This is a genomic window from Acinetobacter puyangensis, from assembly GCF_900096995.1.
Taxonomy (GTDB): domain Bacteria; phylum Pseudomonadota; class Gammaproteobacteria; order Pseudomonadales; family Moraxellaceae; genus Acinetobacter; species Acinetobacter puyangensis.
The window spans coordinates 281,025-305,843 of sequence record NZ_OANT01000001.1 but is presented as its reverse complement, the minus strand read 5'-3'; the positions used below and the strand labels follow the sequence as shown (position 1 = coordinate 305,843).

Sequence of the window (24,819 nt, the reverse complement as noted above, 5' to 3'; positions counted from 1 at the left end):
AATTTCCTTAAAATTAATGCATATCAAACATGTCAATGCCAAACCAGATCGCATTGACTGCAATATTGATTTGCTTAGAGCTAAGACTGTCAAACAGTATCTAGTTATAATGTTGCTTGGACGTTGCCGACACAGATGTATTTAATTTCGGTATATTCATCTAAGCCATATTTTGAGCCTTCACGCCCTAGACCTGAGGCTTTCACCCCACCGAATGGTGCCTCTGCAGTTGAAATTAGACCAGTATTAATACCCACCATGCCATATTCCAATGCTTCTGAGACAGCGATACTGCGATTGAGATTTTCAGTAAAAATATAAGAAGCCAAACCAAATTCCGTATTGTTGGCACGCGCTACCACTTCGGCGTCCTCAGTAAATTTAAAAATTGGTGCCAATGGTGCAAAGGTTTCATCTCTAAAACACAACATCTCGTCACTCGCATTCTTGATCAATGTCGGTTCAAAAAAGTTGGCTCCCAAATCTGAAACACGACCGCCCAGCACAACTTCACCACCGAGTGACACGGCATCATCGATATGCGCTTGCATTTTCTCAACCGCTTTTTGATTGATGAGCGGACCAATATCTGTCCCTGCTGTTAATCCATTACCGAGTTTGAGTACAGCAATTTTGTCTGCCAATTTCGCCACGAAGGCATCATAGATTTGTGCTTGAACAAAGATACGGTTACTACACACACAGGTTTGACCCGCATTACGGAACTTACTGTCCATCACACCCTGAACAGCAATATCCAGATTGGCATCATTAAAAATGATCAGCGGTGCATTACCGCCGAGTTCAAGTGACATCTTTTTCAGAGTCGGTGCAGACTGTGCCATCAGCATTGCACCTACTGGGGTAGAGCCTGTGAAACTAAGTTTTTTTACAAGTGGGCTTTGAACCATGACAGGGACAATCTCGGCAGACTTACCTGTAACAATGTTCAAGACACCTTTTGGTACACCAGCCAATTCAGCAAGATAGACTAATGCCAAAGCAGTAAAGGGTGTTTCTTGCGCAGGTTTGACAATCATCGTGCAACCTGCCACCAATGCCGGCGCAGCTTTACGGGTAATCATTGCTGCCGGAAAGTTCCATGGCGTAATCGCCACACAAACTCCAACTGGTTCGCGCTTGGTCAGGATACGCTTATCGATACTCGCAGAAGGAATCGTGTCTCCATACATGCGACGACCTTCTTCAGCAAACCACTCAATAAAACTCGCAGCATAACTCACTTCACCTTTGGCTTCATGTAAAGGTTTGCCTTGTTCAACCGTCATGATTGCAGCGAGGTCATCTTGATGTTTTATGATCAATTCAAACCATTTTTTCAAAATGTCTGAACGTTGTTTAACGGAACGCGCTTTCCATGAACCCAAAGCATGTTCTGCCGATTTGATTGCAGCGGTGATTTGATCTGATTCAAGTGCTGGAATAGTTGCAATCAAGGACTGATCAACAGGATTAAGTACGGCAATTTCTTGCCCCGAAGTCGATGCAACCCATGTCCCATTGATTAAGGATAAATTTTTAAAAATTTCAAATTGAGTGATATCCATAACTTGTCGCGTCCTTGGAGTAATTAATATGTATCCTACTTTCACTGAAACAATATTACCATAATACGATATTACAGCAATAGTTTTTTAAAGCGCCTTACGGTAGATTTCTTCATCAACACTGATGCTTAAATTAGAAAATTAGGCGAATATTGGGATTTAGCATGTCTTAAATTTATTAAAAATATTTAATTATCAAAATCTTATTATTTATTTTAAAAATTACTATAGGAAGATTTAGCTTCTTCATGAAATGAAGCCGCAAAATTTAAAAAATATCATCAATTCGAAAAAATTTAACTGAGGTTGGTTTTTAATAAGATGACTAAAACTTTAAAGACATCTTATTTTGAAGACAATTAATAAAAAAATATTAAATATAATCAATTATTTATATTTTTACGTCAATCAGTCATCACTATTAAAAATTTTCTTGTATGGATATCGAATTTTAAAAATTCTGATACTTCACTGGCATAACGTCGTAAAGCCTCGGCCACAGTCAAAACAATATTCCGTTTATCCAATGCGTCACGGGTACGTTTGTTCAACAACAAATCACGTTCATTTTCTTTTGCCACAGCACAGCATCACTTTTTTTATCAAAAGTTTTTGTGCGACGTTCATCATCAAGTGCAACGTCTGCCTTCCATTTACCATTCGCCCTTTGATAAACAGATGATCTCATAAAACCAGCTCCAATTAACCAGGTGTAACGGGTGGAGATCGGGTGGAGATACATACCGAAATATACCTAAAAATACCCGAAAAAAACCGAAACCCCTAAAACGACAAAACCCCGAAGCCTTTATATATCAAGGCTTCGGGGTTTTGCGTAATAAACTGTTTATTCCTAGTGGTCCCGAGGGTCGGACTCGAACCGACACGTCATCGCTGACAGTGGATTTTGAGTCCACCGCGTCTACCAATTTCACCACCTCGGGAAGGTAGGAATGTGTTGCACATAATACGCTGTTCTTTGATGTTGTCAATATCTAGATAATGCTATTGCTTATTTTTACAACAATTATCATAAATCATGGACTTATCGCCGATCATTTATACGACTTTACCCGATGATGCAAGAAAGTCGCTATAATAGTCCGGTCTTTTTATCCATATTAGCGTCACATGCAACTTTCCGACTTTAGTTACCATTTACCCGAAGAACTCATCGCACATTATCCTTTGGCAGAACGCAGTGCTTCCCGTTTATTACATCTGGATGCTCAGGGACAATTTCATGATCAGCATTTTACCGATCTGCTAGATTTACTCGATGCAGGTGATGTGCTGATTCTCAATGATACCAAAGTGATGAAAGCCCGTTTAAAAGGTAAACGTGCATCTGGCGGTGCCATTGAAGTTTTGGTTGAACGTTTAACCTCGCCGAGCACAGCCTATTGTCATATTAAAGCCAGCAATGCACCAAAAGCAGGTACGGAAATTTTTATCGGACCAGAGCTTATTCCAGCCAAGGTGCAGGGTCGGCATGAAAATTTATTTATTGTTGAGTTTTCTCAATCTGTGCTTGAGGTGTTGGAGCAATATGGACAATTGCCGATTCCGCCTTATTTTAATCGTGAAGCAGAAGCGATTGATACCGAGCGTTACCAGACTGTTTTTCACGATCCCAATAAACTGGCCAGTGTTGCCGCACCTACTGCCAGTTTGCACTTTGACCAAAAATTATTAAAACAATTACAAGACAAAGGGATTTGCGAACATTTCGTGACTTTACATGTAGGCGCAGGCACGTTTTTACCGGTTCGGGTCGATAATATTGAAAATCATGTCATGCATTCGGAATGGTGCGAAGTCCCCGCAAGTACAGTTGATGCGATTTTGGCAGCCAAATCTCGTGGTAATAAAGTGATTGCCGTCGGGACTACAGCAACACGTGCGCTTGAAAGTGCGGCAAAGGCGCACAATGGAAAACTCGCTGCGTGGTCCGGTGACACTCAAATTTTTATTTACCCAGGATATGATTTTAAAGTGGTGGATCATTTGATTACCAATTTTCATTTACCTGAATCAACGCTGTTGATGCTTGTATCTGCCTTATCAAATCGTGACAATATCCTGAATGCCTATCAGCATGCTGTCGCACAGCGATATCGCTTCTTCAGTTATGGTGATGCAATGCTGATAGATCGCCTACAACGCGCATAAATATACAATGAAGATCAATTATGCCATTAGAACATTTGCAGGAACGCCGACACTTTCACCAGCGTATGAATAAAAAAGTCTGGAATAATATTCATCGCTTACGCAATATTGCCCTGTCAAATCCTTCCAAACAGGAAGTACTGGATGCGCTGCATCCTTGGCGCTTATCCATTTCTCTACGCTACAACAATACTTTTAGCTATTTACTATTAGGGATCAGTATATTACTACTGGTTGGTTCAACACTGTACCTCTACCAGACTGGTCTTCCATTACTATTATGTTGGATTGTGGGAATTTTTCTCGCTACCTATGCCCTGCTGTCGATTGATAAACAAAGTGAAGTCGAGGATGTGATCAATCTACTTCAGGACAGCGTTTTTCAGTCCCAATATGAAATCAAGTTTTCAGAATTCCCAACGATTGATCAAAACATTGCAATGAACCAAGCCTATATGCTAGCAAAGGTCACTCAAGGGTTCCCTTGTTTAAATGAAGGCAACGCTGGCAATGAAATTGCACAATATGCTGCAACACACTGGCATATCGATGGGCATGACTACCCTGTTCTACTATTACATTATATTGCGGTTTCTGAGATTGTTGTTCGCAATCAAAAAGGTGAGGAAATTCGTAAAATAATCGAGACGCCACGCTGGGGTGCATGTGTATTTGATATGCCAGCGTTAGCTCTGGTCATTAGTAGTGAAAATGTCAATTATGAGCGTTATCCGGTACGTTGGACCAGTAGTGACATTCAGTTTAACCAAAGATTTTACCTGTATGGTCAACAGGAGTTTGAAATGGCAAAAAATTTAAGTCCAATACGAACCTTAACCCTAGCCAATCATTTACAGCATATGAAAGGCAGACTGGTCTTTCATGAGCAAATGCAAGCCTTTTGTTATCTCAGCCTACAAAATATTTTTGAATGTAAAAAACCTGCAAAAAATATTACCGATGTTTCCCAATTACGCGGCTATTTAAGAACATTGCAAGCCCCTCATTATGAACAAATGCAGCGTGATTTAACCGCAATCATTCGTAGTTTTAGAGATGAGAATTTGCTACATTAACTGGGGTTTGTTGACACCAAAGGAAACACTTGATCATAACGGGAATACCGAATTGTTGTTTCTTTAAATTTATAGATGTTCAAATTTGGATAATATTGGGGGAGTGGTTATGGGGACGTTAATTTTCTTGATCATCATCATACTCATTGTGGTGATCTTTATCATGATTCGCAATAACATTGTCAAAAATGAAAATGCAACCAAACGTGCCTGGGCAGATGTTGCCAGTTTTGAACGTCAGAAAGTCAAAATACTCGATGATCTCCAACCGCTGATTGATCGTTATGGCGAGTTTGAACAAACCACCATGACACAAATTAGCGCCTTAAGACAAAACATCCTGAATTTAAACAGCGATAAACAGGATGTACGCCAATTAGAACAAATTGAACAGCAAACCTCACAGTTACTCAAAGGCATTCATGTACAGGTCGAGGCCTATCCGGAACTCAAGGCCAACGAAATTTATCAAAAACTAATGCATGAAATTACCGAACAAAATGAAAATGTTGGGGCTGCCATCAGTATTTTTAATCGTAATGTCGAGCACTTTAATAACAGTATCCAGATTTTCCCAAACAATGTGGTCAATGGTCTGACCTTAAATCGTAAAGCGTTAAAACCTTTTCAGGATCACGTAATGAATAACGGTTTTGACTATAAGCCTAATTTTCATGGCTAAAATAAGGATTTAAAAAGTTGATTGTCAGTCTTGCGATAAAATAAAGACACCATCACCAGATTTTAAAATTGTCAGCGCAATATCCGGTTTTATTGATTAATATGATCATTGTAGAATATGCTGAACAGCCTAAGCGACCACAATTTAAGAACTTAGAGAGATAAACTATGCCAAGTGAAAGAATCCAGCCAGTTACAAATCCTCCAGGTGAAAATGCACTTTTTATGATTTTGACCATTAATCAAAATCAGGATGCGCTTGACAGCGTGATTGACTTTGCAGCAGGATTTACTGCCATCGTGCGGAGTCTGGGCAAGCGTTTTCCACAGAGTCATTTTAATGCAGTGATGGGTTTTGGTTCAGATGCATGGGACCGATTATTCCCGAATCAGCCGAAACCGAAAGAACTGGCAACATTTCAAGAAATTCGTGGCAAAAAATATGTGGCAGTCTCCACTGCGGGCGATTTATTTTTTCATGTACGCGCCGATAGTCAGGACATTTGTTTTGAGCTGGCCTCAATCATTCATCAGCAATTGCATGATGCAACAAGCGCAGTAGATGAAACGCATGGTTTTAGATATCTGGATGGTCGTGCCATTATTGGTTTTGTGGATGGGACAGAAAATCCGGAAAGTGAAATTGCCGCCGATTATGCATTGGTGGGTGATGAAGATCCTGAGTTTAAGCATGGCAGTTATGCCTTTACCCAGAAATATTTACACGATATGGAAAAATGGCGTGCCCTTTCTACCGAAGAACAGGAAAAAGTGATTGGTCGACGCAAGTTTGATGATATTGAACTCAGTGATGAAGAAAAACCAAAAACTGCCCATAATAATGTCAGTAAAGCTCACGATGCTGATGGTAACGAACTCAAAATCCTGCGTGCCAATGTGGCCTTTGCCAAACCTTCAAGCAATGAATATGGCACTTACTTTATTGGCTATGCCAAAAGTTTTAGTGTCACACATACCATGCTAAAAAACATGTTTAGTGGCAACGAAGAAGGCTTTACCGATCGCTTACTGGATTTTAGCACGCCGATTTCAGGCTGTTTATTCTTTGTCCCGACTTATGATTTCCTTGATGATCTGGGTGATGATTAACACATAACGTACGCCAATCTCAACTTATTTAAGAATATCATTTTTCACTAATAACCTTATGTTTTTGCAATTTTGGTTGCCGTAGGCAACCAAAATTGCGAGGGAAGTTGGGGGCGTACGCCCCCACAAGCCCCCCTCGCCGAGCCGCCAAAGGCGGTGAGGCGAGCAATATTTGTGTAAAATTAACAATTTTAGGTTATTTATTAATCGGTTGATAATGAATTAAAGTTGAGATTAACACATAACGTGTGATTGATTATTCAACCTGCTTTTAAATATTCATGATCTAAAACACCCATAGCTTAAGGAAAAATTTCTATGGGTGTGTTATTTTTAATCTGCGCCCATAATTCATCCATATCTTCATTGGACACCGCAATACAGCCCCATGTCCAGTCTTTGGCTGGCAAGTAATGATAAAGCGGCTGACCTTTGGCACCGCCCAAAGATTTCATTGAGCCATGGATCATGACATCACCGCCTGCACTCACACCTCGAGCCTTAGCCTGTGCTTGGTCTTGTGCATTGGGATAAGAAATATGCAGGGATTTATAAAACTGGCTGTTAGGATTACGCCAATCTAGTCGATATAGGCCCTCAGGTGTTTTACCATCGCCTTCTGTAGTTTTATGACCCACTGGTTCAAAGCCCAAACGCATTTTATAGGTTTTTATCACTTGCCCTTGCTGTAATAGCTTAAGTTCCCGTCTGGATTTATAGACTTCAACCTTATCAACCACAACTTGTTGCCAATCTACGGGTTGTATTGCTGTTTTCTCGGTTGTCGGACTCGGCATAAATTGATTGAATCGCAGCACAAGTAACACTGCAACAATCGATATCGCCACTAAAATAATCAGTTTTTTCATCTATCTCTTTTCCGCTGATATCCGCATCATGATCCGTTTTTTAAATTGGTCTATCTTTAAGCCATCTTTTGCACACTTTGTCCTGTTGTTATATTGCATGGTATTACATCCCAGCTTAGTCATTCTATTGATTAAATTAACATATCCCAATACATTTTTTTGTATGGAAACTGCATTAAAACTGGCACTTCTGGCTAAAATCTAAGACAATATGCGCCAACCAGCGAACTGTTTTTTCGCCCATTCAAGGTATGTATGAAATTTGAGAAATTAAACCAGTCGGGACGTGCCCGTCGTGGTCGTTTGACGTTAAATCATGGTCAGGTGGAAACACCTGCTTTTATGCCTGTCGGTACTTACGGTACAGTCAAAGGGATGTTGCCTCGGGATATCGAGGAAATTGGTGCCCACATTATTTTGGGTAACACCTTTCATCTTTATTTGCGTCCTGGTCTGGACGTGATTAAAGAACATGGTGGCTTACATCAATTCGTCAAATGGGATAAACCCATTCTAACTGATTCCGGTGGCTTTCAAGTGTTTAGTCTGGGTGAAATGCGCCAGATTAAAGAAGAAGGTGTTACTTTCCGTTCCCCCATTGATGGGGCAAAAGTCTTTCTATCACCTGAAGTATCCATGGAAATCCAGCGCGTATTGAATTCCGATATCGTGATGATTTTTGATGAATGTACGCCTTATCCTGCTACACATGAGCAGGCACAAAAATCATTACAGTTGTCTTTACGCTGGGCCAAACGTTGTAAAGTCGCACATACTGAGAACGGTAATCCCAATGCGCTATTCGGCATAATTCAGGGCGGTATGTATGAAGATTTACGTGATGAATCATTAAAGGGTTTGCTGGATATTGATTTTGATGGTTATGCCATTGGTGGTTTATCTGTTGGTGAACCAAAAGAGGAAATGATCAAGGTACTGGATTATTTACCCAATAAAATGCCAGCAGACAAGCCGCGCTACCTGATGGGCGTCGGCAAACCGGAAGATATCGTTGAAGCGGTGCGTCGTGGCGTAGATATGTTCGACTGCGTGATGCCAACCCGTAACGCGCGCAATGCACATTATTTTGTTAGCGATGGCGTGGTCCGTATCCGTAATAGCCAGTATCGTCATGATCAACAGCCGCTTGATCCGCATTGTGATTGCTATACGTGCAAGAACTTTACTCGTGCTTATTTATTCCATCTGGAAAAATGTGGTGAGATGCTCGGTGCCATGCTCGGAACCATTCATAATCTGCGTTATTATCAACGATTGATGCAAGGTATCCGTGATGCGCTGGATGCTGGTACATTTGATCAATATGTACAGGACTTTTATCAGCGTCGTGGTCTGGAAGTTCCGGTTTGTGACGCTGAATCATTTGCGTAGTTGCCCAATACAAGGTAAATTGCTGTGCAGCGTTTTTATAAATTTTAATTGTACGTTTTAATTCATTTGCGTTATTAGGAAAGATACATGAGTTTATTTATTTCTACAGCTTATGCAGCTGAAGGTGCTCAAGCTCAGAGCCCGTATATGTCACTCATCATGATCGTGGTGATGATTGCTATTTTCTATTTTTTGTTGATTCGTCCACAATCAAAACGTGTCAAAGAACACCGTGCTTTGGTTGAAAGTCTGTCTGAAGGCAGTGAAGTGGTTTTTGCAGGCGGTTTGATGGGTCGTATTATCAAAATTGATGGTGACTATGCAGTGGTTGAACTTAGCCGTGGCAACGAAGTCAAAATTCAGCGTGCATCGGTAATCTCCGTATTACCCGAAGGCACACTCAATAATCTTTAATATCAAGTCCGTGCGAAAGCACGGCTTTTCATTTTAAGAAGAATATAGAATGCGTTACCCTGCATGGAAATATGTGCTGATCATTTTTGTATTAGTGCTAAGTACGATCTATGCGTTACCCAGCCTTTACCCGGATGAGCACGCTGTGCAGATCTCCGGTGCAAAAGCCGGTACGCTAATTGATGACTCAATTGTACAAAAAGCGGAACAAGCTTTACAGCAAGCCAATATTGCAACCCACAACAACAGCTTTACCAACAATGCCGCATTATTGCGTATGGCAGACAATAAAGCTGAAACTCAGTTAAAAGCTCAGGATGTATTGCGCCGTAATCTCGGCGACAATTATGTGGTGGCACTTAACCTTGCACCAACCACACCAGAATGGCTACAAAAACTGGGTGCCAAACCTATGAAACTGGGTCTGGACTTGCGTGGTGGTGTACACTTCCTGCTTGAAGTGGATATGGACAAAGCGATTAGCCAGCGTATGGAAACATCTGCTGCCGATCTTCGTCGTCAATTCCGTGAAAATAAAATCCCCTTCAATCAGCTCAGCTTGACTGCAAATACCATTACCGTACGTTTTGCCAATAATAGTGATCGTACGGCCGCGATGGATTTTCTACGTCGCAATGGCAATGAATGGACACAACAAGCACTTGCTACCGATAATGGCAGTGTGCTTAGACTGTCCTATAGCGATGCCAAACGTCAGGAAATCGAATCCTATGCAGTCGATCAAAACCTGACTACCCTACGTAACCGTATCAATGAACTCGGTGTTGCCGAAGCATTGGTACAACGTCAGGGTAGCAATCGTATTGTAGTGGACTTGCCGGGTGTACAGGATACTGCCGAAGCCAAACGTGTGCTTGGACGAACTGCTAATCTTGAATTCCGTCTGGTATCCGACCAGAATGATCAGGTGGTTAATCCTTATACTTATCAATATAATGATCAGCCGATTCCTGCCGGTACAGAACTTTTTGACTATCAGGAAATCAATAGCGGTAAGAAACTACTGCTGCAACGTCAGCGTATTTTAACTGGTGAACGTGTCCAAAATGCCCGTTCTGGCTTTAGTCAGGATTCCGGCGGTGCAGAAGTCAATATCACACTGGATGCTGCTGGTGGCAAAATGATGGCAGATGCCACACGTAATGCTGTTGGCAAACGTATGGCGGTATTGTTTATTGAAAATAAACAACGGATCAGCTATGTCAATGATCCAGCAACCGGAACACAAACCGAAGTCCGTACACCTTATACCGAGTCGGTGATTATTAATGCTGCGACCATTCAGGCGGTATTGGGTTCACAGTTCCGTATCACCGGTCTAGATTCACCACAAGAAGCTTCTGAACTTGCCTTGATGCTACGTGCCGGCGCTTTAGCTGCACCGATGTATTTTGTTGAGGAACGTGTGGTTGGGCCAAGTCTGGGACAAGAAAATATCGATAAAGGTATTTTATCGACCCAGATTGGTTTCCTGCTGGTGGCGATCTGGATGGTGGTGTTCTTCCGTTTATTCGGTTTAATTGCCAACTTTGCGCTGGTCTTTAACCTTGCCATGATTCTCGCGATCATGTCCTTAATGGGCGCAGCATTGACCTTGCCAGGGATTGCCGGGATCGTGATTACTATCGGTATGGCGGTTGATGCCAACGTACTGATCTGTGAACGAATACGGGAAGAAATACGCTGGGGTGCCTCCCCCAAACAGGCGATTGTGGCAGGTTATGATCGTGCCTATAACACCATTTTTGACTCGAACTTGACCACATTTATTGTTGCATTGATCCTGTTCGCCATTGGTACAGGCCCGATTAAAGGCTTTGCTGTGACATTAATGATCGGTATTGTTTGCTCGATGTTTACTGCAATCACCGTGACTCGTGCGATCGTACAGCTTATCTATGGCAAACGTCGCAACTTGCAAAAGTTGAGCATTTAAGGAGAGCATGATGAGCACTGAAATGACTCAACCTAAAGACAAGCAGTATGGTCGTCCGGATGATGAGAAAGTCATCGACTTTATGAAGATTGCCAAACCAGCGGCAATCTTCTCCATCATTTTAACTTTGGCCAGTATTTTCTTTCTGGTCACTAAAGGACTAAATCTGGGACTTGATTTTACCGGTGGTGTCTCTGCCGAGTTAAATTATTCACAGCCCGTCAAACAGTCTGATGTCAGTAAAGCACTGGTTCAAGCAGGATTTACCGATCCTGTGGTACAGAATCTGGGAAGCGAGCGTGACTTGCTAATCCGTATGCCTGCACTGGAAGAATCAGTCGACAATTTAAAGGCACATATTCAACAAGCGGCAACCATGCCCAATAATGAACTGACCGTGAGTAAGGTCGATTCTGTTGGTTCGCAAGTGGGTAATGAACTTTATCTGCGTTCTGCTGGTGCAGTGGCTTTGGCATTATTGTTAATGCTGATCTATGTGACCATTCGCTTCGAGTTTAAACTGGCGGTGGGCGCAGTACTTTCACTGTTCCACGATATCATCGTCACACTGGGTTTCTTTGCCTTTTTCCAATGGCCTTTTGACCTGACCGTATTGGCCGCATTGCTGGCGATTATTGGTTTTTCACTGAATGATAATATCGTTGTCTCAGACCGTATCCGTGAAAATTTCCGTAAAATCCGTGGTGCGACACCGCGTGAAGTCGTGGATATTTCCCTGACCGAAACATTACGCCGTACCATTCATACCTCCATGACGCTATTACTGGTCGTGGTTGCCATGATGTTATTAGGCGGTGATGGTTTACACTGGTTCTCAATTGCCATGTTTATTGGGGTCTTTGTCGGTACCTACTCATCAATTTATATTGGTACCACCTATGCCCTATGGCGAGGTCTAAATCGTCAGGACTTTGTCGTTCAGGTTAAACCGGAATTTGATGAAGAAGAAGCAAACATTCCCTAAGTTGAATCGATCTACACAATAGCGTCTTCGGACGCTATTTTTTTAACCAAAAAAATGCAAAGGCTGCAACGTTAGATCTTGTTGTCGATAAGCGACGGTTAACATAGAGTTTGGCAATTGCAAACATTGATAGGTAAATTGACCCAGTTCAGGGTGATCAACCACGCCAAAATCCCAGCTTGGATGGGCATGACTATTTAAATCTTTTAAACTTAACCGAATGCCCAAACCATGGGCTTTTAAAACCGCTTCCTTGATCGTCCAGACTTTAAACCAGAAAGCAGGATCAAAGCCTATTGCTTGCCAGCATGCAATCTCATCAGGATGAAAGGCATGTTGCGCCAAAGCATGCATGCGTACGTTACGGGAAAAATCTTCAATATCAATCCCAAGATCTTGTACATCTTCACTATAAGCCAATGCATAGTATTTTTGACTATGGGAATGATTAAAACTTAAACTTGGTTCATTTTTGGCAATCGGTTTACCATATGAATTAATATCCAGTATCAGATCAGGAGCAATCTGTTGTAATTGCTGTAACCGATAATGTCGTACAGCTTCCCGATCTATCATTGTTATGCGCTGATTTATTTTCCAAGATGGAAGAATAAGACTTAGTGGCACATAATGAATATAAATTGACATGGTGTTTAAAAATTTAGGTAAATTTTAAGCAATACCTTACATTAAATGAAAAGTATTGCATTAGATAAAGATAAAACACGCTTAGAATTTGACAATATCACCTTTGATGGTAACAGCGGCAACCGCAGTCCCCTTGTAACATTCATATTTATTAGTGTTTTTATATTCATTGCGTTTATAAAAACTTACAATATTGGTTACAGCATTGGCGCCTTGGGCTTTAGCGGTTTTTTCAAACTGGATTAACGCTGAACGTAATGCCCAATCGCAGGCATTCTCTGCTGTTTTTGCAAAACCATTGGTTTTTTTATTGCTAATCAAATCTTTTTGAAGCACTGTGCCACCACTCTTTGTGCCAGCTAAATAAAATTTAACTGAACCATCTAATGCACCTGCTGCAATTGCACTTTCTACTGCCTGGTTAAAATCAAAATAATGCGCTTCATCTTTTGCATTGGCAACTACGGTAACACTGGTTAAAGCTGCTGCTAGTAAAATTTTTTTTAACATGATTAAATCACCTTTTTCACTTTAGTTTATAATTTCTTAAAAATCAAAGACGTATTTATACCCCCAAAAGCAAAATTATTACTCATAATGATATGGGCATCGATATTGCGTCTTTGTTGCATAATATAATCCAAATCTCCACATTGTTCATCGACTTGTTGTAAATTGATGGTTGGAATAAAACTATTTTTATTCAGCATATCAATACTCAGCCAGGCTTCAATTGCCCCACATGCACCTAAAGTATGACCAAAATAGCTTTTCAATGAGCTAATCGGTTTTCTACCCAAAATTTGGGCAGTCGCCTGACTCTCGGCAATATCGCCCTGATCGGTAGCCGTGCCATGGGCATTGACATAATCAATGTCATTAGCAGAAATATTGGCATCGGTTAACGCCAACTGCATGCAACGCCCCATTTGCTCACTATCAGGCTTGGTGACATGCTTGCCATCAGTATTAGAACCATAGCCGATGATTTCAGCATAAATAGTTGCGCCTCTGGCAATGGCATGTTCATATTGTTCCAAGATCAAACAACCTGCCCCCTCACCAACAACTAGTCCATCACGATCACGGTCAAAAGGTCGAGGTGTTGTATCAGGTGCATCATTTTTACAACTGGTGGCAAATAACACATCAAATACCGCAGCCCCAGCAATACTTAGCTCTTCTGCACCACCTGCCAGCATGACTTTTTGTTTACCATATTTAATCGCTTCATACGCCTGTCCGATTGCCATAGAACCTGAAGTACAGGCACTCGACGTCGGCAATGTTAAACCTTTAATGCCAAAATGTACGGTTAAATTCACAGCACTGGTATGTGACATCATACGAATATAGGTAGTCGCATTAATACGTCGCCCTGTTACATCCAGCATAAGTGATCCTAACTCCAGTACAGCATCCGTACTTCCAGAAGATGAACCAAATGCCACGCCTGTTTCACCCGAGTGCAGCACTGAATTACCGAGTAACTGGGCATCTTTTAGCGCACGCTCGGCAGCGACCACTGACATTAACGCCACACGCCCCATGCCTCGTGTGGTTTTGCGGGTGAAATGTTCTGGCAAGCTAAAATGTTCTACAGGCGCAGCTAAACGGGTGTGTACATCTGGATAGTTTTGCCATTCTGACATAAAACGTACTGCGGTTTTTTTTTGATCAATCGCAGTATTCACTTGCTCTAGCGTTTCACCCAAAGCAGTAATGGCAGACATGCCTGTTACAACAACACGATGCATTAGATCAATCCCCCATTGACTGAAATCACCTGCCGTGTGATATAAGCTGCCTCATCAGAACATAAAAACTTCACCACTGCGGCCACTTCTTGCACCTGCCCCATGCGTTGCATCGGAATCATCTGTAAAGCATGTTGTCGGACTTCTTCTGTGACCATTTCGGTATCAATTAAACCAGGTGCAACACAATTGACGGTAATTTTGCGTTTTGCCAATTCAAGTGCCAATGCTTTGCTTGCACCAATTAAACCTGCCTTGGCCGCACTATAATTCACTTGCCCACGATTGCCCATAATGCCAGAAACAGAAGACAGTGTGACAATACGCCCCCCCTGTTTTAGCCGTACCATCGGCATAATCAGTGGTTTTAATACATTATAAAAACCATCCAGACTGGTATCGATCACCTGATCCCAATCCTCATCACTCAATGCAGGGAATGCACCATCTCGTGTTAAACCAGCATTCAGTACAACACCATAAAATGCGCCATGTTGTTGCACATCTTGCAGTAAAATCTGTTCAACTCTGGCACGATCATTGACATCAAACTGTAGATAATGACTTTGCCGTCCCAATGCCTGTATTGCGGTAACCACCTGCTGTGCTTCATCAACACGAGAACGTGCATGCACGGTAATATCAAAACCTGCCTGTGCAAGTTGTAATGCAACAGCCTTACCAATGCCCCGACTTGAACCTGTAACCAAAATTCTTCTATTCATACGATTAATATTTAAACCTGTCTAATTTACATACTCTTCTATAACACCGACATCATCCGGTTCATACACGCTTAATGTCGCCGTGATTGTATGCGACCCACTTGTTAACTCACAATCAAACACAGCTAAATTATCATGCATATAATTTTTCGTAACCCTGATATAAATCTCACCCCTCAGTGGAAAGTACGGCATAGGTAAACGCATTTTGCGTGTTCCCAGCAAAAAACCTATTTTGGGCGGTAATCCATGTAAACGTCCTTGCACGCCGGCATACATACTAATGGTTTGTGCCATCAACTCAATTGCTGTCCAGGTTGGCAAACCCTCGGCTTCACAAAACATCAATTCTGGACGTACAGTTAATTTTGCCACAGCATGTTGTTCATCTGCTGCCAGCAATTCATCAATAAACACCATCGGCATTTGATGTGGAATAAAATCGATCGCTGCCTGACTCATGCTGTTCCTCTGGCAAAAATTAAGCTGACATTACTGCCACCAAAAGCAAATGAATTACTCATAGCATGATTAATCTGGTCCAATTGACTATGCGGTTGTACATAATTTAATGCAGCTAACTGAGGATCAATTGCGTGTTGCTGATGCCATGGTAACCATGCCTGTTGATCCTGTAAAATTTGCTGACAAATATAGGCTTCAATTGCCCCAGCAGCACCAAGACAATGCCCTGTTTTATGCTTGCTGCTACTAACCCAGACAGGATGCTGAAAAATCTGTGCAACGGCTTTACTTTCCATGGCATCATTTTGCATTGTTGCTGTACCATGCAGATTCAAATAATCAATTTGGTCTGCTGATAATTGTGCCATCTCTAAAGCACGACGCATTGCCATTTCTGCGCCCACACCCTCGGGATGCGGTGCTGAAATATGCCATGCATCCATAGATTCACCGCTGCCAAGCAACATCACAGGCGCGGATTCGCGGGTCATGACAAACATGGCTGCCGCTTCCCCAATATTAATGCCATCCCGATCTACACCAGATGGACGACAAATACCGCTGGATAAGCTTTCCAGACTATTAAAGCCATTTAAAGTAAGCGGACATAAGGTATCTACGCCACCCACCAGCACCACATCGGCAAGATCACTATTTAATAAACGTTGCGCTGTTGCAATCGCTTTGCCACTGGAAGAACATGCGGTAGAAATTGAATACGCAAAACCTTGCCAGCCTAAATATTGCTGTAATGCAAATGCCAGACTACTCATGGCTTGTTTTGCTTGCAAAAGCTGAATGTTTTGACCCATTTTTTTTTGCTGTTGTAGCAATGCCTGATTATCAGCAATACCTGAAGTTGATGTGCCCATGACAATGGCTAAACGTTGTTTTGCCATGCCTGCTGTAAGCTGTAGTAGTGGTTGCTCAATCTGCTGTAAAGCAGTCAATGCAAAACGTAGATTACGTGAATCCAGCATATGCAGTTCCGCAGGCAAATGTTCAACCAGTGGCAAAGGATATGCGCCAACCCAGACAGGGCGATCGAGCAAATCTTTCTGTAAACTCAAAGTATTCTCATCACCACATAACACCTGTTGCAAGCTTTGCTGTGGAACACGATGCAATGCGGATAAAGCACAACTGAATTGAATGCCTACCGCTTGCATAATCTTTTTCTCATGAATATGCTTCTCTCATTCTGGCTGAAAAAACTGCTGATCTGCCGCAGTGATGGTCATTTGATAAGGCACATTTAAATTATTGATTTGAATGTTGCCATTCTGCTGTAATATCTTCAATTGCACTTTATTCGTCGTGCCAATTTCACGCTGTATCTGCCCATGTTGCCCCACCGTCTGCGTCAAGTTCAAACCTAAAGTCTGCACCTGTTGTTGCACCATAGAGGCAGGCAATGTTGCCCATAAAATATCACGCAGAACAAAATCAAAAGGCAAATATTTCATGGCATCAATACGCTGTATGACGTTGACCTGATCACCATCATAATGCAACTCAAATAAAACCTGTCCTGTTAAGGACAATGCCAGCACGTGTAAATGATCCTGTTGTTGCTGTTGATAAAGCAAAAAAGCAAAAGATTGATCACGCCATTTAATGTCCACCTGATCCTGTCTGTTTTGTATATTGTACTGCTGTAACTGCGTAAATGTTGGTAACCCCTTGGCAACAGGACGCAATTGACATCCAGCAATAAGCAACAATAACAGCATACTGATGCTGATTTTGCAGGATTGCCATCGATTTTGATCCATCATTCTGTCCCGTGCCATTTTTACATTAGTCCGTTAGCATTTCTGGAAGATCTTCCCGACAATACTCTGCCAATACTTTTAAACGACGCACCGACTCTTTATTCATCGGATTTTTTTCATCCCAAGCATAGCCTGCCAACAGTGAACTGATCATTTCCTTTACATCCTGATTTTGACGCTCGGAAAATACCACATCCTGAAAATCACCCTGATACCACGCTTCAACATACGCTCGGAACACTTGAATGCCTTTGCGCAAAGGCTGCTCATATTGTGTCAACCAATCCACGGCTTGCCCCTGTAGCATTTGATCTAGTAAAGCAATCGCCATGCTAGATGATTTAAGCGCAATGGTCACGCCTGAAGAAAACACAGGATCAAGAAATTCTCCAGCATTGCCTAATAGCGCATAATTCTTACCAAATAACTGTTTGACATTGGCTGAATAACCGACCAGTTTACGCACAGGCGTGTCAAATTTAGCATGTTGTAGCACGTCTGATAATGCGACATCATCCGCCAAAATACGGCGCATTAAAGGCTCAAGTTCATTTTGATCTTCATCTTGCAACATATATTTCTGGAAAAAATCTGGCTCTGCCACAATACCAAACGAACTACGACCATCGGCAAATGGAATCAACCAGTACCATGCACGATGATCTTTCTCATGTACCGTAATCAGAATTTTATTACGGTCAAAGGCAGGATGCGATACAATACCATCTTCAATATGAGTAAAAACTGCCTGCCGTACTGGAAAATCCGAAGGATATTCCAGATCTAAAAACTTCGGTAAAATTCGTCCAAAACCACTGGCATCCAGTAAAAATTTTGCTTCTATCTGATAGGGTTGTCCCTGTTCATTCTGCACAGTTAAACAAGGACGATCCGATTCCACATCTACCGCAATTACTTCGTGCCCAAATCGAATATCTGCACCTTTTTGACAGGCTTGCTGTGCCAGAATATTATCAAATAAGGCACGGCGAACTTGCCATGTTGTCCCAGGTCCATCACTAAACTTTTCAGTAAAGTCATATTGATGGGTTTGCTTACCTCGTAAAAATGCGGCACCATTTTTAAACTGGAAATCACAAGCATCAACCTGATCCCGTACCGCATCTAATAGCCCTGCTTCTTCAAGAAATACCATACATTGTGGCAACAAAGACTCGCCAATTGAAAAGCGGGGAAAAACCTGTTTTTCAATGATGGTCACTCGATAGCCTCGTTGTCTCAACAAACAGGCAGCAGAACTACCTGATGGACCTGCACCAATAATTAATACGTCAGTATTTTCATGTAACATAAAATTCCCCTCATCATTTTATTCATACATTTAAATTTTATCTTGTTGTCATTTCGGCAGCTCTGTCTGGGTTAAACATGTTGCAAACACAAAGGATAAAATCACCCCAATCAACACCGTCATCCCAAAACAGAAAATCGCATAGGTATTACTGAGTGCCAATAAACCAAAGCCTAACAGAGTCGATAGCATACACAAGAATAATGCCATGGCGACCACAAAACTATGCTGCTCGGCATGGCGATAGAAAATCGCATAATCCACCCCGATTCCCAAGATTAAAAAAGTCGCCATAATACTAAATAAATTTAGCTCAATGCCTAAATATGCCTGTATTGCAAAGGTACATGCCAATGCCATTGATACAGGCAACATCAACTCCAATACCGATTTTCGTCCATACAACATGCCTAAAATCACTGCCAGTGTTACTATTGCCGCCAATAATAACCACTGTGCATGCTGACGATGTAAAGCAAACTGTTCTGATAAGGTCTGCACAGGCTGCATAAAATAGACATATTCATTTTGTAATTGACCTAATGCTTGTCGATCCTGAATCCCTTGTAACAATACAACACGCTCATGGTCAGAAATCGCCAGTTGTGCCAAGGGATGCTGGGCAAATTGCTGCATGGTCAATTGTGATTGCTGTGCCAGTTGTTGTTGCCATTTTAGCGTATCTGCTACTGACAGCCCCATCGCTTCGGCATAATCAATCAATATAGTGTGTGGAATAGCCTGTAACAGTTCAACATTCTGTTGTTGTAATGCAGGATTTAGCCATTGCCCGATTGCCTGTATCTGTTCGATTTTACCCTGTTGCTGTAAAAGCTGTAATCGTTCAAGCAATTGCTGTTCCTGCTGTACGACATGCTCGGCAGTTGACCCTGTCACAATAAAATAATCATTGCCCTGCTGCTGACCAAATCGCTGTCTTATGTTTTGGTCTGCTTGTTTTAAGGTGACATCGGCACTTTGCAGATTATGAATATCATCATTAAAACGAACTTGCGATAAGCCAGCCAGACTAAACAAAACAATGACAGCAATCATTGCATAACGACGTTTTGGATAGATCACGATTTTATTGCGAATTTCCCCCAAAAAATGCAACCGCTTTAATGCAGGTTTTGCATTTAACGCAGGCAGACGTGGTAATAACAATACAGTGGTCAGCCATGCCGAGAACAAGCCGACCATAGAAAATACCGAGATTTGCTTGAATGCTGGAAAAGGCGTAAATGATAAAAAGAAATAGGCAATAATCGTGGTCATCAAGCCCATAAATAAACTGGGCAATAATGGCATCAAGATACGAAAGCCATTTTTTTCATGTGAAATGGATTGCATTGCCATAAAGTAAAAGGAAAAATCAACACAAACCCCGATTAGACTTGCGCCAAATACCAAGGTCATTAAATGGATTTCACCAAAAATCCAGTGCGTTACCGCAAAGGCAATTAACGAACCTGTCGATACAGCAATAAATTCGGTCAATAATGGACGTAGTGAACGAAAACCGAATAAGACCAATAACACAATTCCTATACTTGATCCCACGCCAATAGTAGAAATTTCTTTTTGTGCCGATTGGGTTCCAGCACTGGCAAACAATAAGGTGCCTGTCCATGTTGCCTGCACATGTGCCTGCTGTAATTGTGCAGTTTGTTGTTGAATCCATGCCAAAGTCTGTTGCTGGTTGTCAATCTGATAAGTACTTTGCCTAAGCTCTAACACAATCAAACGGGAAAGTTGAGTTTGTCCATTATCCAGTGGTTCACGCAGCGTTGCCCAGCCCTGTTCCAGCTCAATATTCTGCTGATTATGCTGTGATTTCTCTAGCAAATAGCGCGGAAATAATAATAATGGATCCTGCTGCAACATCTGTGCAGTGATCGGCACACCTGGACTCAACAATTGCAACATGCTTTTTTCTGTTAAGGCAGCATAATCCTGTTGTAACAGTAATTCTCGATCTTCCTGACTGAGTAACCCTGTCCGATATTGAAATAGCATCTGGCCAAATTGATCGACATCCAGACTGGGCTGAATCGGTTGCCACAACTGCGAGCCTGTCGCCTGTTGCAATAATTGCTGGGTCGCCTGATTCAGTTGTGCTTCGTCCTGTGTTTGTAACATCACAAAGACTTTATGATTGATCTGCTCACTCACCTTATCATAGCTTTGCAACAACTTAGGATTATCACTAATCTGTGGCAGCAGGGCAAAAATATTACTTTGAATATGAATATTTTTGTTGAACCACATCGTCGCCATACTGATTGCCACAATCGCCACCAGTAACAACCAGAATGCTGTGAGTTTATTTTGCCAATTGGAAAAGTGCATGTTCGGCTGGGCTTAATTGTGCAGGCGTGCTGCTATGTTGGCGAAATTGAATACGGGTGGTGCTGTTGCCTTTTTCCTGAATCAGCATGTTTTCGACATACTGTGCACCAGATGCATCCACCGCAATAAATAGCTTTTTCAGTAAACTGGATTTTGGTGTTAGACGAATGTTCCAGCGGGCGGGTTGCTGCGTATCATCAATGTAAATAGATTGAATATTAAAATTCTGGCTTAAGGTTTTTTGATCACCAGTCATCAATTGTAAAAATACACTGGCAACAGCACCATAAGGTGATTTATCCAACGCAACTTCACTTTGTGTACGTGCAGTTTTCTGTACCAGCTTTTTTTCGGTCATGACCAGATCTGCCTGTACAGGCGTTTTCATTTGCCACAGCACACCATTAGTTTTGGAAAACAACACCTGCCCCGTGGAATTAAAAGTTTTTGCAACACTCGGCAATTGTTTTTGTTGCTGGAACTGCGCCCGCACCAGTGTTTGACTCGCCAATTGCTGAAAAATTTGCTGGGCCTGCTGTGGATTGGCAAAGCTTTGTGAACTGATCATCATAGAAAAAACCAGCATACACAATAGACTTATCTGTAAACAGAAACGCTTACTAAAATGACGACTTAAAAACATAAATAGGCAACCTATTTTAATCTGACTGAAACGCTGACCATTGCTGTAATCGTGTCAATAATGCAGGCGGTGACACAAAACACAACTCACGATCAGCAATACGCACGGCAACCTGTATGGTATAACCTTTGGTCAGTCTTTTTTGTGAGCTTAAATCGTAGATTTGGTATTCAATTTTTAAACGGTTTTCCCATTCTTTTAATATCGCCACTACACGAATTTTCTGTGCAAACACAATACCATGTGCATAACGAATATGGCTTTCCACCACAGGCCAGGCATAACCTGAAGCTTTCATCTGCTGGTAATTATAGTCAAACTCATCTAGCAGCTTACATCTTGCCAGTTCAAAATATTTTAAATAATGACCATGCCACACCACTTCCATACTATCGACATCATGAAATGGCACATCAATAACAACTTCTGCACGCATTGGATTATCCTGTTGATTGTTGTTGCCATTCAAGATGTTGCAGCCGTTGTGTCAAGACATACAATACAGGCTGTAAAGGACGATCTTCGATGACATAATCAAATGACTGTGCCACCCAGTCCAGCAATTGTTGCAAGGTGACCGAATAGTTCGCCTGCTCGCCAAAGCGTAAATACAAGGCCTGACGACTGGCACATAAACATGCTGCCAACACCTGTTCAGTTAATTCTGCAACCCGAATGGCATCCCGTGCCGCAATCGTGCCCATACTCACTTTATCCTGATTATGACACTCAGTAGAACGTGAAAAAATCGAAGCAGACAATGTTTGTTTCAACGCTTCGGCTGTCCATGCCGACACCGCAATTTGTACCGCTTTAAACCCATGATTTAAAGGTAAGCGTGCTGCACTTGCACCCGTCAGATTACGTGGCAAACCATGATTCATTTTATCATCAACCAATTGCGCCAATTGCCGATCCAGTAACTCGGCACAATTCGCCAGCATAATTTTCAAGCTATCCATCGCCTGTGCAATATGCCCACCATAAAAATGTCCGCCATGTAATACCCGTAAACCCTCTGGATCAATCAAAGGATTATCATTGGAAGAATTGAGTTCATTTTCAATCATCTGTTGCAACCAGACTTTTGAATCCTCAAACACGCCAATCACATGTGGCGCACAACGTAAGGAATAACGATCCTGCAAACGTGGTGACTGTGCCTGCGACTGAACTTCTGCCTGCAATGCCTCCCGAATCCATGTCGCGACACGCTGCTGTCCCTGATGTGGCTTCTGAGCAAATAAAACAGCATCAAAATGACTAGGATTGCCCTGTAATGCCAATACATTAGCGGCAGTAATCAAACTACTTAATCGTGATACCTGCTCGGCACGGGCAAAAGCAAAACAGGCAATAGCGGTCATCACCGCCGTGCCATTCATCAATGCCAGCCCCTCCTTGGGACGTAACTTTAAGGCAGTCACGCCCAACTGCTGATAGACCTGTGCAGTTGGCTGTATTTTACCCTGATAATAAACCTCACGTTCACCAATCAACACCGCAGCCAAATAGGACAATGGGGTTAAATCACCACTTGCACCGACTGAGCCTTCTGCTGGAATCACTGGAATTACATCATGATTTAGTAACCAGACTAACCGTTGCAGCAATGCCAGTGACACGCCAGAAAATCCTCGTGCCAATGACACCAATCGCGTTACCACAATCGCTCGTGCCGTGACATGATCAAAATTTTCACCCAGACCACAACCATGAAAGCGCAATAATTGAATCGGTAATTCATCAACCTGATGACGAGGAACAGACACCAGACAAGAATCCCCATAACCTGTGGTTACGCCATAAATAACCCCATCTTTTTCCAGCAATTGATCGAGAAAATCGGCACCTCGCTGAATCCTTTGCTGCCATGCATCATCTTCGGGTAAAGCAACAGGGACATGCTGCTGCGCAATCGCAATCACCTGTTCAATCGACAATGGTTGCTGACCAATAGTGATTACAGCTTCTGATCTTGACATGATGTCCCCCAAAACGGATAAAAATTAAACCATTGATATGGTGCTGCCAGACAATGCTGTTGTACTAATGCGACATATTGCTGCATATACTCAGCTAAACGCTGCTGTCGCTGTTGACGTGGCAATAATAAATTCGCACTGATTAAATGAATATGTACCTGAATTTTTTGTTGTACTGGATAACAAAATACTGCCAATACAGGTGCTTGCAGTAGATGTGCTATTAACCATGCACCCTCGGGCCATGCCGCTGGAGAACCCAGAAAATCTATCACTTGTTGCCGATTGGATTTCACAGGAATACGGTCCGCTGCAATCACAATCCACTCACCTGCATCTAACCGTTGCTGTAATAACAAGGCAGTATCTACCCCGATTTCATCAACAGAAATTAAACGTACCGCCGCCTTGGGGTTAATACTCTGGAGAAAAGCATTGAATTGTTGAGCATGTTTACGATAAACCAGTACATTCACCACCTGAACATGATCGGATTTCACCGCACGCAACAACTCAATATTGCCAAAATGTGATACCAGAAGAATCGCCCCTTTCTGGTAATACTGGCGAAAATGCTCATGTCCAAACAGTTGTAATTCCTGCTCTGGAACATCACCAAGCCAGCCCGCCATTTTATCCAGAATACTCATGCCAAAACTACGTAAATGCTGATAACTATTGAACATTGTAGGTGGCATATCAAATGGAGATTGTGCTTGAGCAAAAGCATGTAATCGGGTTAAATAATCCAAAGAATTTTTTCGTGCAGTCTGTGCAAATAGCCAATACCACCAAATGACCAAACTCAGAATAAACACGAAGATACCACGACCACCATAACGATATAGCCACAGCATCACACGCAACACAAAGAAGCTACCTTTTTCCTGTTGCTGATCCCAGCGTTTCGGTTGCAATGGGGAGGTTGACATA

At 42.1% G+C, this 24,819-nt stretch carries 24 protein-coding genes and 1 tRNA gene; 8 read left to right on the top strand and 17 right to left on the bottom strand.

Annotated elements, in window-relative coordinates; translation table 11 throughout:
* Positions 1-104: 104 nt before the first annotated feature.
* The 3 genes from CRO21_RS01480 to CRO21_RS01475 form a co-directional block, all read right to left on the bottom strand.
* Entirely contained in the window at positions 105-1,568 is a 1,464-nt protein-coding gene (locus CRO21_RS01480) for an NAD-dependent succinate-semialdehyde dehydrogenase (protein WP_097077579.1), read from the bottom strand.
* Between the two features lie 404 nt (positions 1,569-1,972).
* On the bottom strand, positions 1,973-2,149 hold the full coding sequence (locus CRO21_RS17500; protein WP_171293956.1) for a hypothetical protein: 177 nt from the start codon (positions 2,147-2,149) through the stop codon (positions 1,973-1,975).
* Between the two features lie 276 nt (positions 2,150-2,425).
* Positions 2,426-2,512, bottom strand: a tRNA-Leu gene (locus CRO21_RS01475).
* 187 nt (positions 2,513-2,699) lie between these two features.
* On the opposite strand from CRO21_RS01475, the gene queA reads away from it, so the two are divergent.
* The 4 genes from queA to CRO21_RS01455 all read left to right on the top strand — a co-directional run bounded on the left by queA (position 2,700) and on the right by CRO21_RS01455 (position 6,607).
* A complete protein-coding gene (queA, locus tag CRO21_RS01470; RefSeq protein ID WP_097077578.1) occupies positions 2,700-3,740 on the top strand; it encodes a tRNA preQ1(34) S-adenosylmethionine ribosyltransferase-isomerase QueA in 1,041 nt (346 codons plus the stop codon).
* A 20-nt stretch (positions 3,741-3,760) separates the two neighbouring features.
* A complete protein-coding gene (locus CRO21_RS01465; protein WP_097077577.1) occupies positions 3,761-4,816 on the top strand; it encodes a hypothetical protein in 1,056 nt (351 codons plus the stop codon).
* 109 nt (positions 4,817-4,925) lie between these two features.
* The gene (locus CRO21_RS01460; protein ID WP_097077576.1) at positions 4,926-5,498 is read left to right on the top strand and encodes a LemA family protein; all 573 of its coding nucleotides are present in this window, start codon (positions 4,926-4,928) and stop codon (positions 5,496-5,498) included.
* Between the two features lie 167 nt (positions 5,499-5,665).
* Positions 5,666-6,607: a Dyp-type peroxidase gene (locus CRO21_RS01455; RefSeq protein ID WP_097077575.1), complete on the top strand. Its 942-nt coding sequence runs from the start codon at positions 5,666-5,668 to the stop codon at positions 6,605-6,607.
* Positions 6,608-6,909: 302 nt separating this feature from the next.
* Here the strand turns inward: CRO21_RS01455 and CRO21_RS01450 are convergent, their stop codons facing one another.
* Positions 6,910-7,476: a L,D-transpeptidase family protein gene (locus tag CRO21_RS01450; protein ID WP_097077574.1), complete on the bottom strand. Its 567-nt coding sequence runs from the start codon at positions 7,474-7,476 to the stop codon at positions 6,910-6,912.
* Between the two features lie 255 nt (positions 7,477-7,731).
* On the opposite strand from CRO21_RS01450, the gene tgt reads away from it, so the two are divergent.
* The 4 genes from tgt to secF all read left to right on the top strand — a co-directional run bounded on the left by tgt (position 7,732) and on the right by secF (position 12,224).
* The gene (gene tgt, locus CRO21_RS01445; protein WP_097077573.1) at positions 7,732-8,868 is read left to right on the top strand and encodes a tRNA guanosine(34) transglycosylase Tgt; all 1,137 of its coding nucleotides are present in this window, start codon (positions 7,732-7,734) and stop codon (positions 8,866-8,868) included.
* Between the two features lie 87 nt (positions 8,869-8,955).
* Complete coding sequence (gene yajC, locus CRO21_RS01440; RefSeq protein ID WP_097077572.1) at positions 8,956-9,282, top strand: preprotein translocase subunit YajC; 327 nt, start codon at positions 8,956-8,958, stop codon at positions 9,280-9,282.
* A 49-nt stretch (positions 9,283-9,331) separates the two neighbouring features.
* Positions 9,332-11,239 (top strand): protein translocase subunit SecD, encoded by a 1,908-nt coding sequence (secD, locus tag CRO21_RS01435; protein ID WP_097077571.1) that lies wholly within the window; start codon positions 9,332-9,334, stop codon positions 11,237-11,239.
* A 10-nt stretch (positions 11,240-11,249) separates the two neighbouring features.
* Positions 11,250-12,224, top strand: a complete 975-nt coding sequence (gene secF, locus CRO21_RS01430; RefSeq protein ID WP_097077570.1) for a protein translocase subunit SecF — start codon at positions 11,250-11,252, stop codon at positions 12,222-12,224.
* A 42-nt stretch (positions 12,225-12,266) separates the two neighbouring features.
* Here the strand turns inward: secF and CRO21_RS01425 are convergent, their stop codons facing one another.
* The 13 genes from CRO21_RS01425 to CRO21_RS01365 all read right to left on the bottom strand — a co-directional run bounded on the left by CRO21_RS01425 (position 12,267) and on the right by CRO21_RS01365 (position 24,818).
* Positions 12,267-12,800, bottom strand: a complete 534-nt coding sequence (locus CRO21_RS01425) for a 4'-phosphopantetheinyl transferase family protein (protein ID WP_228150335.1) — start codon at positions 12,798-12,800, stop codon at positions 12,267-12,269.
* A gap of 153 nt (positions 12,801-12,953) precedes the next feature.
* On the bottom strand, positions 12,954-13,382 hold the full coding sequence (locus CRO21_RS01420; RefSeq protein ID WP_097077568.1) for an excinuclease: 429 nt from the start codon (positions 13,380-13,382) through the stop codon (positions 12,954-12,956).
* Between the two features lie 26 nt (positions 13,383-13,408).
* Positions 13,409-14,629, bottom strand: coding sequence for a beta-ketoacyl-ACP synthase (locus tag CRO21_RS01415; protein WP_097077567.1), 1,221 nt, complete (start codon positions 14,627-14,629; stop codon positions 13,409-13,411).
* On the bottom strand, positions 14,629-15,354 hold the full coding sequence (locus CRO21_RS01410; RefSeq protein ID WP_097077566.1) for a 3-ketoacyl-ACP reductase FabG2: 726 nt from the start codon (positions 15,352-15,354) through the stop codon (positions 14,629-14,631). The genes CRO21_RS01415 and CRO21_RS01410 overlap by 1 nt, the downstream gene beginning before the upstream one ends.
* Before the next feature lie 21 nt (positions 15,355-15,375).
* Positions 15,376-15,816, bottom strand: a complete 441-nt coding sequence (locus CRO21_RS01405; RefSeq protein ID WP_097077565.1) for an ApeP family dehydratase — start codon at positions 15,814-15,816, stop codon at positions 15,376-15,378.
* Positions 15,813-16,988 (bottom strand): beta-ketoacyl-ACP synthase, encoded by a 1,176-nt coding sequence (locus tag CRO21_RS01400; protein WP_097077564.1) that lies wholly within the window; start codon positions 16,986-16,988, stop codon positions 15,813-15,815. Before CRO21_RS01400 ends, CRO21_RS01405 begins: the two co-directional genes overlap by 4 nt.
* Positions 16,989-17,015: 27 nt before the next feature.
* Complete coding sequence (locus CRO21_RS01395; RefSeq protein WP_228150334.1) at positions 17,016-17,594, bottom strand: DUF3261 domain-containing protein; 579 nt, start codon at positions 17,592-17,594, stop codon at positions 17,016-17,018.
* Positions 17,595-17,619: 25 nt separating this feature from the next.
* Positions 17,620-18,906 (bottom strand): NAD(P)/FAD-dependent oxidoreductase, encoded by a 1,287-nt coding sequence (locus CRO21_RS01390; protein ID WP_097077563.1) that lies wholly within the window; start codon positions 18,904-18,906, stop codon positions 17,620-17,622.
* A gap of 48 nt (positions 18,907-18,954) precedes the next feature.
* On the bottom strand, positions 18,955-21,258 hold the full coding sequence (locus CRO21_RS01385) for an MMPL family transporter (protein WP_097077562.1): 2,304 nt from the start codon (positions 21,256-21,258) through the stop codon (positions 18,955-18,957).
* The gene (locus CRO21_RS01380) at positions 21,233-21,829 is read right to left on the bottom strand and encodes a LolA family protein (protein ID WP_228150333.1); all 597 of its coding nucleotides are present in this window, start codon (positions 21,827-21,829) and stop codon (positions 21,233-21,235) included. The genes CRO21_RS01385 and CRO21_RS01380 overlap by 26 nt, the downstream gene beginning before the upstream one ends.
* A gap of 88 nt (positions 21,830-21,917) precedes the next feature.
* Complete coding sequence (locus tag CRO21_RS01375; RefSeq protein ID WP_097077560.1) at positions 21,918-22,337, bottom strand: acyl-CoA thioesterase; 420 nt, start codon at positions 22,335-22,337, stop codon at positions 21,918-21,920.
* 4 nt (positions 22,338-22,341) lie between these two features.
* A complete protein-coding gene (locus tag CRO21_RS01370; protein ID WP_171293955.1) occupies positions 22,342-23,886 on the bottom strand; it encodes an HAL/PAL/TAL family ammonia-lyase in 1,545 nt (514 codons plus the stop codon).
* On the bottom strand, positions 23,865-24,818 hold the full coding sequence (locus CRO21_RS01365) for an LpxL/LpxP family acyltransferase (protein WP_097077558.1): 954 nt from the start codon (positions 24,816-24,818) through the stop codon (positions 23,865-23,867). The genes CRO21_RS01370 and CRO21_RS01365 overlap by 22 nt, the downstream gene beginning before the upstream one ends.
* Between the last annotated feature and the right edge of the window lies 1 nt (position 24,819).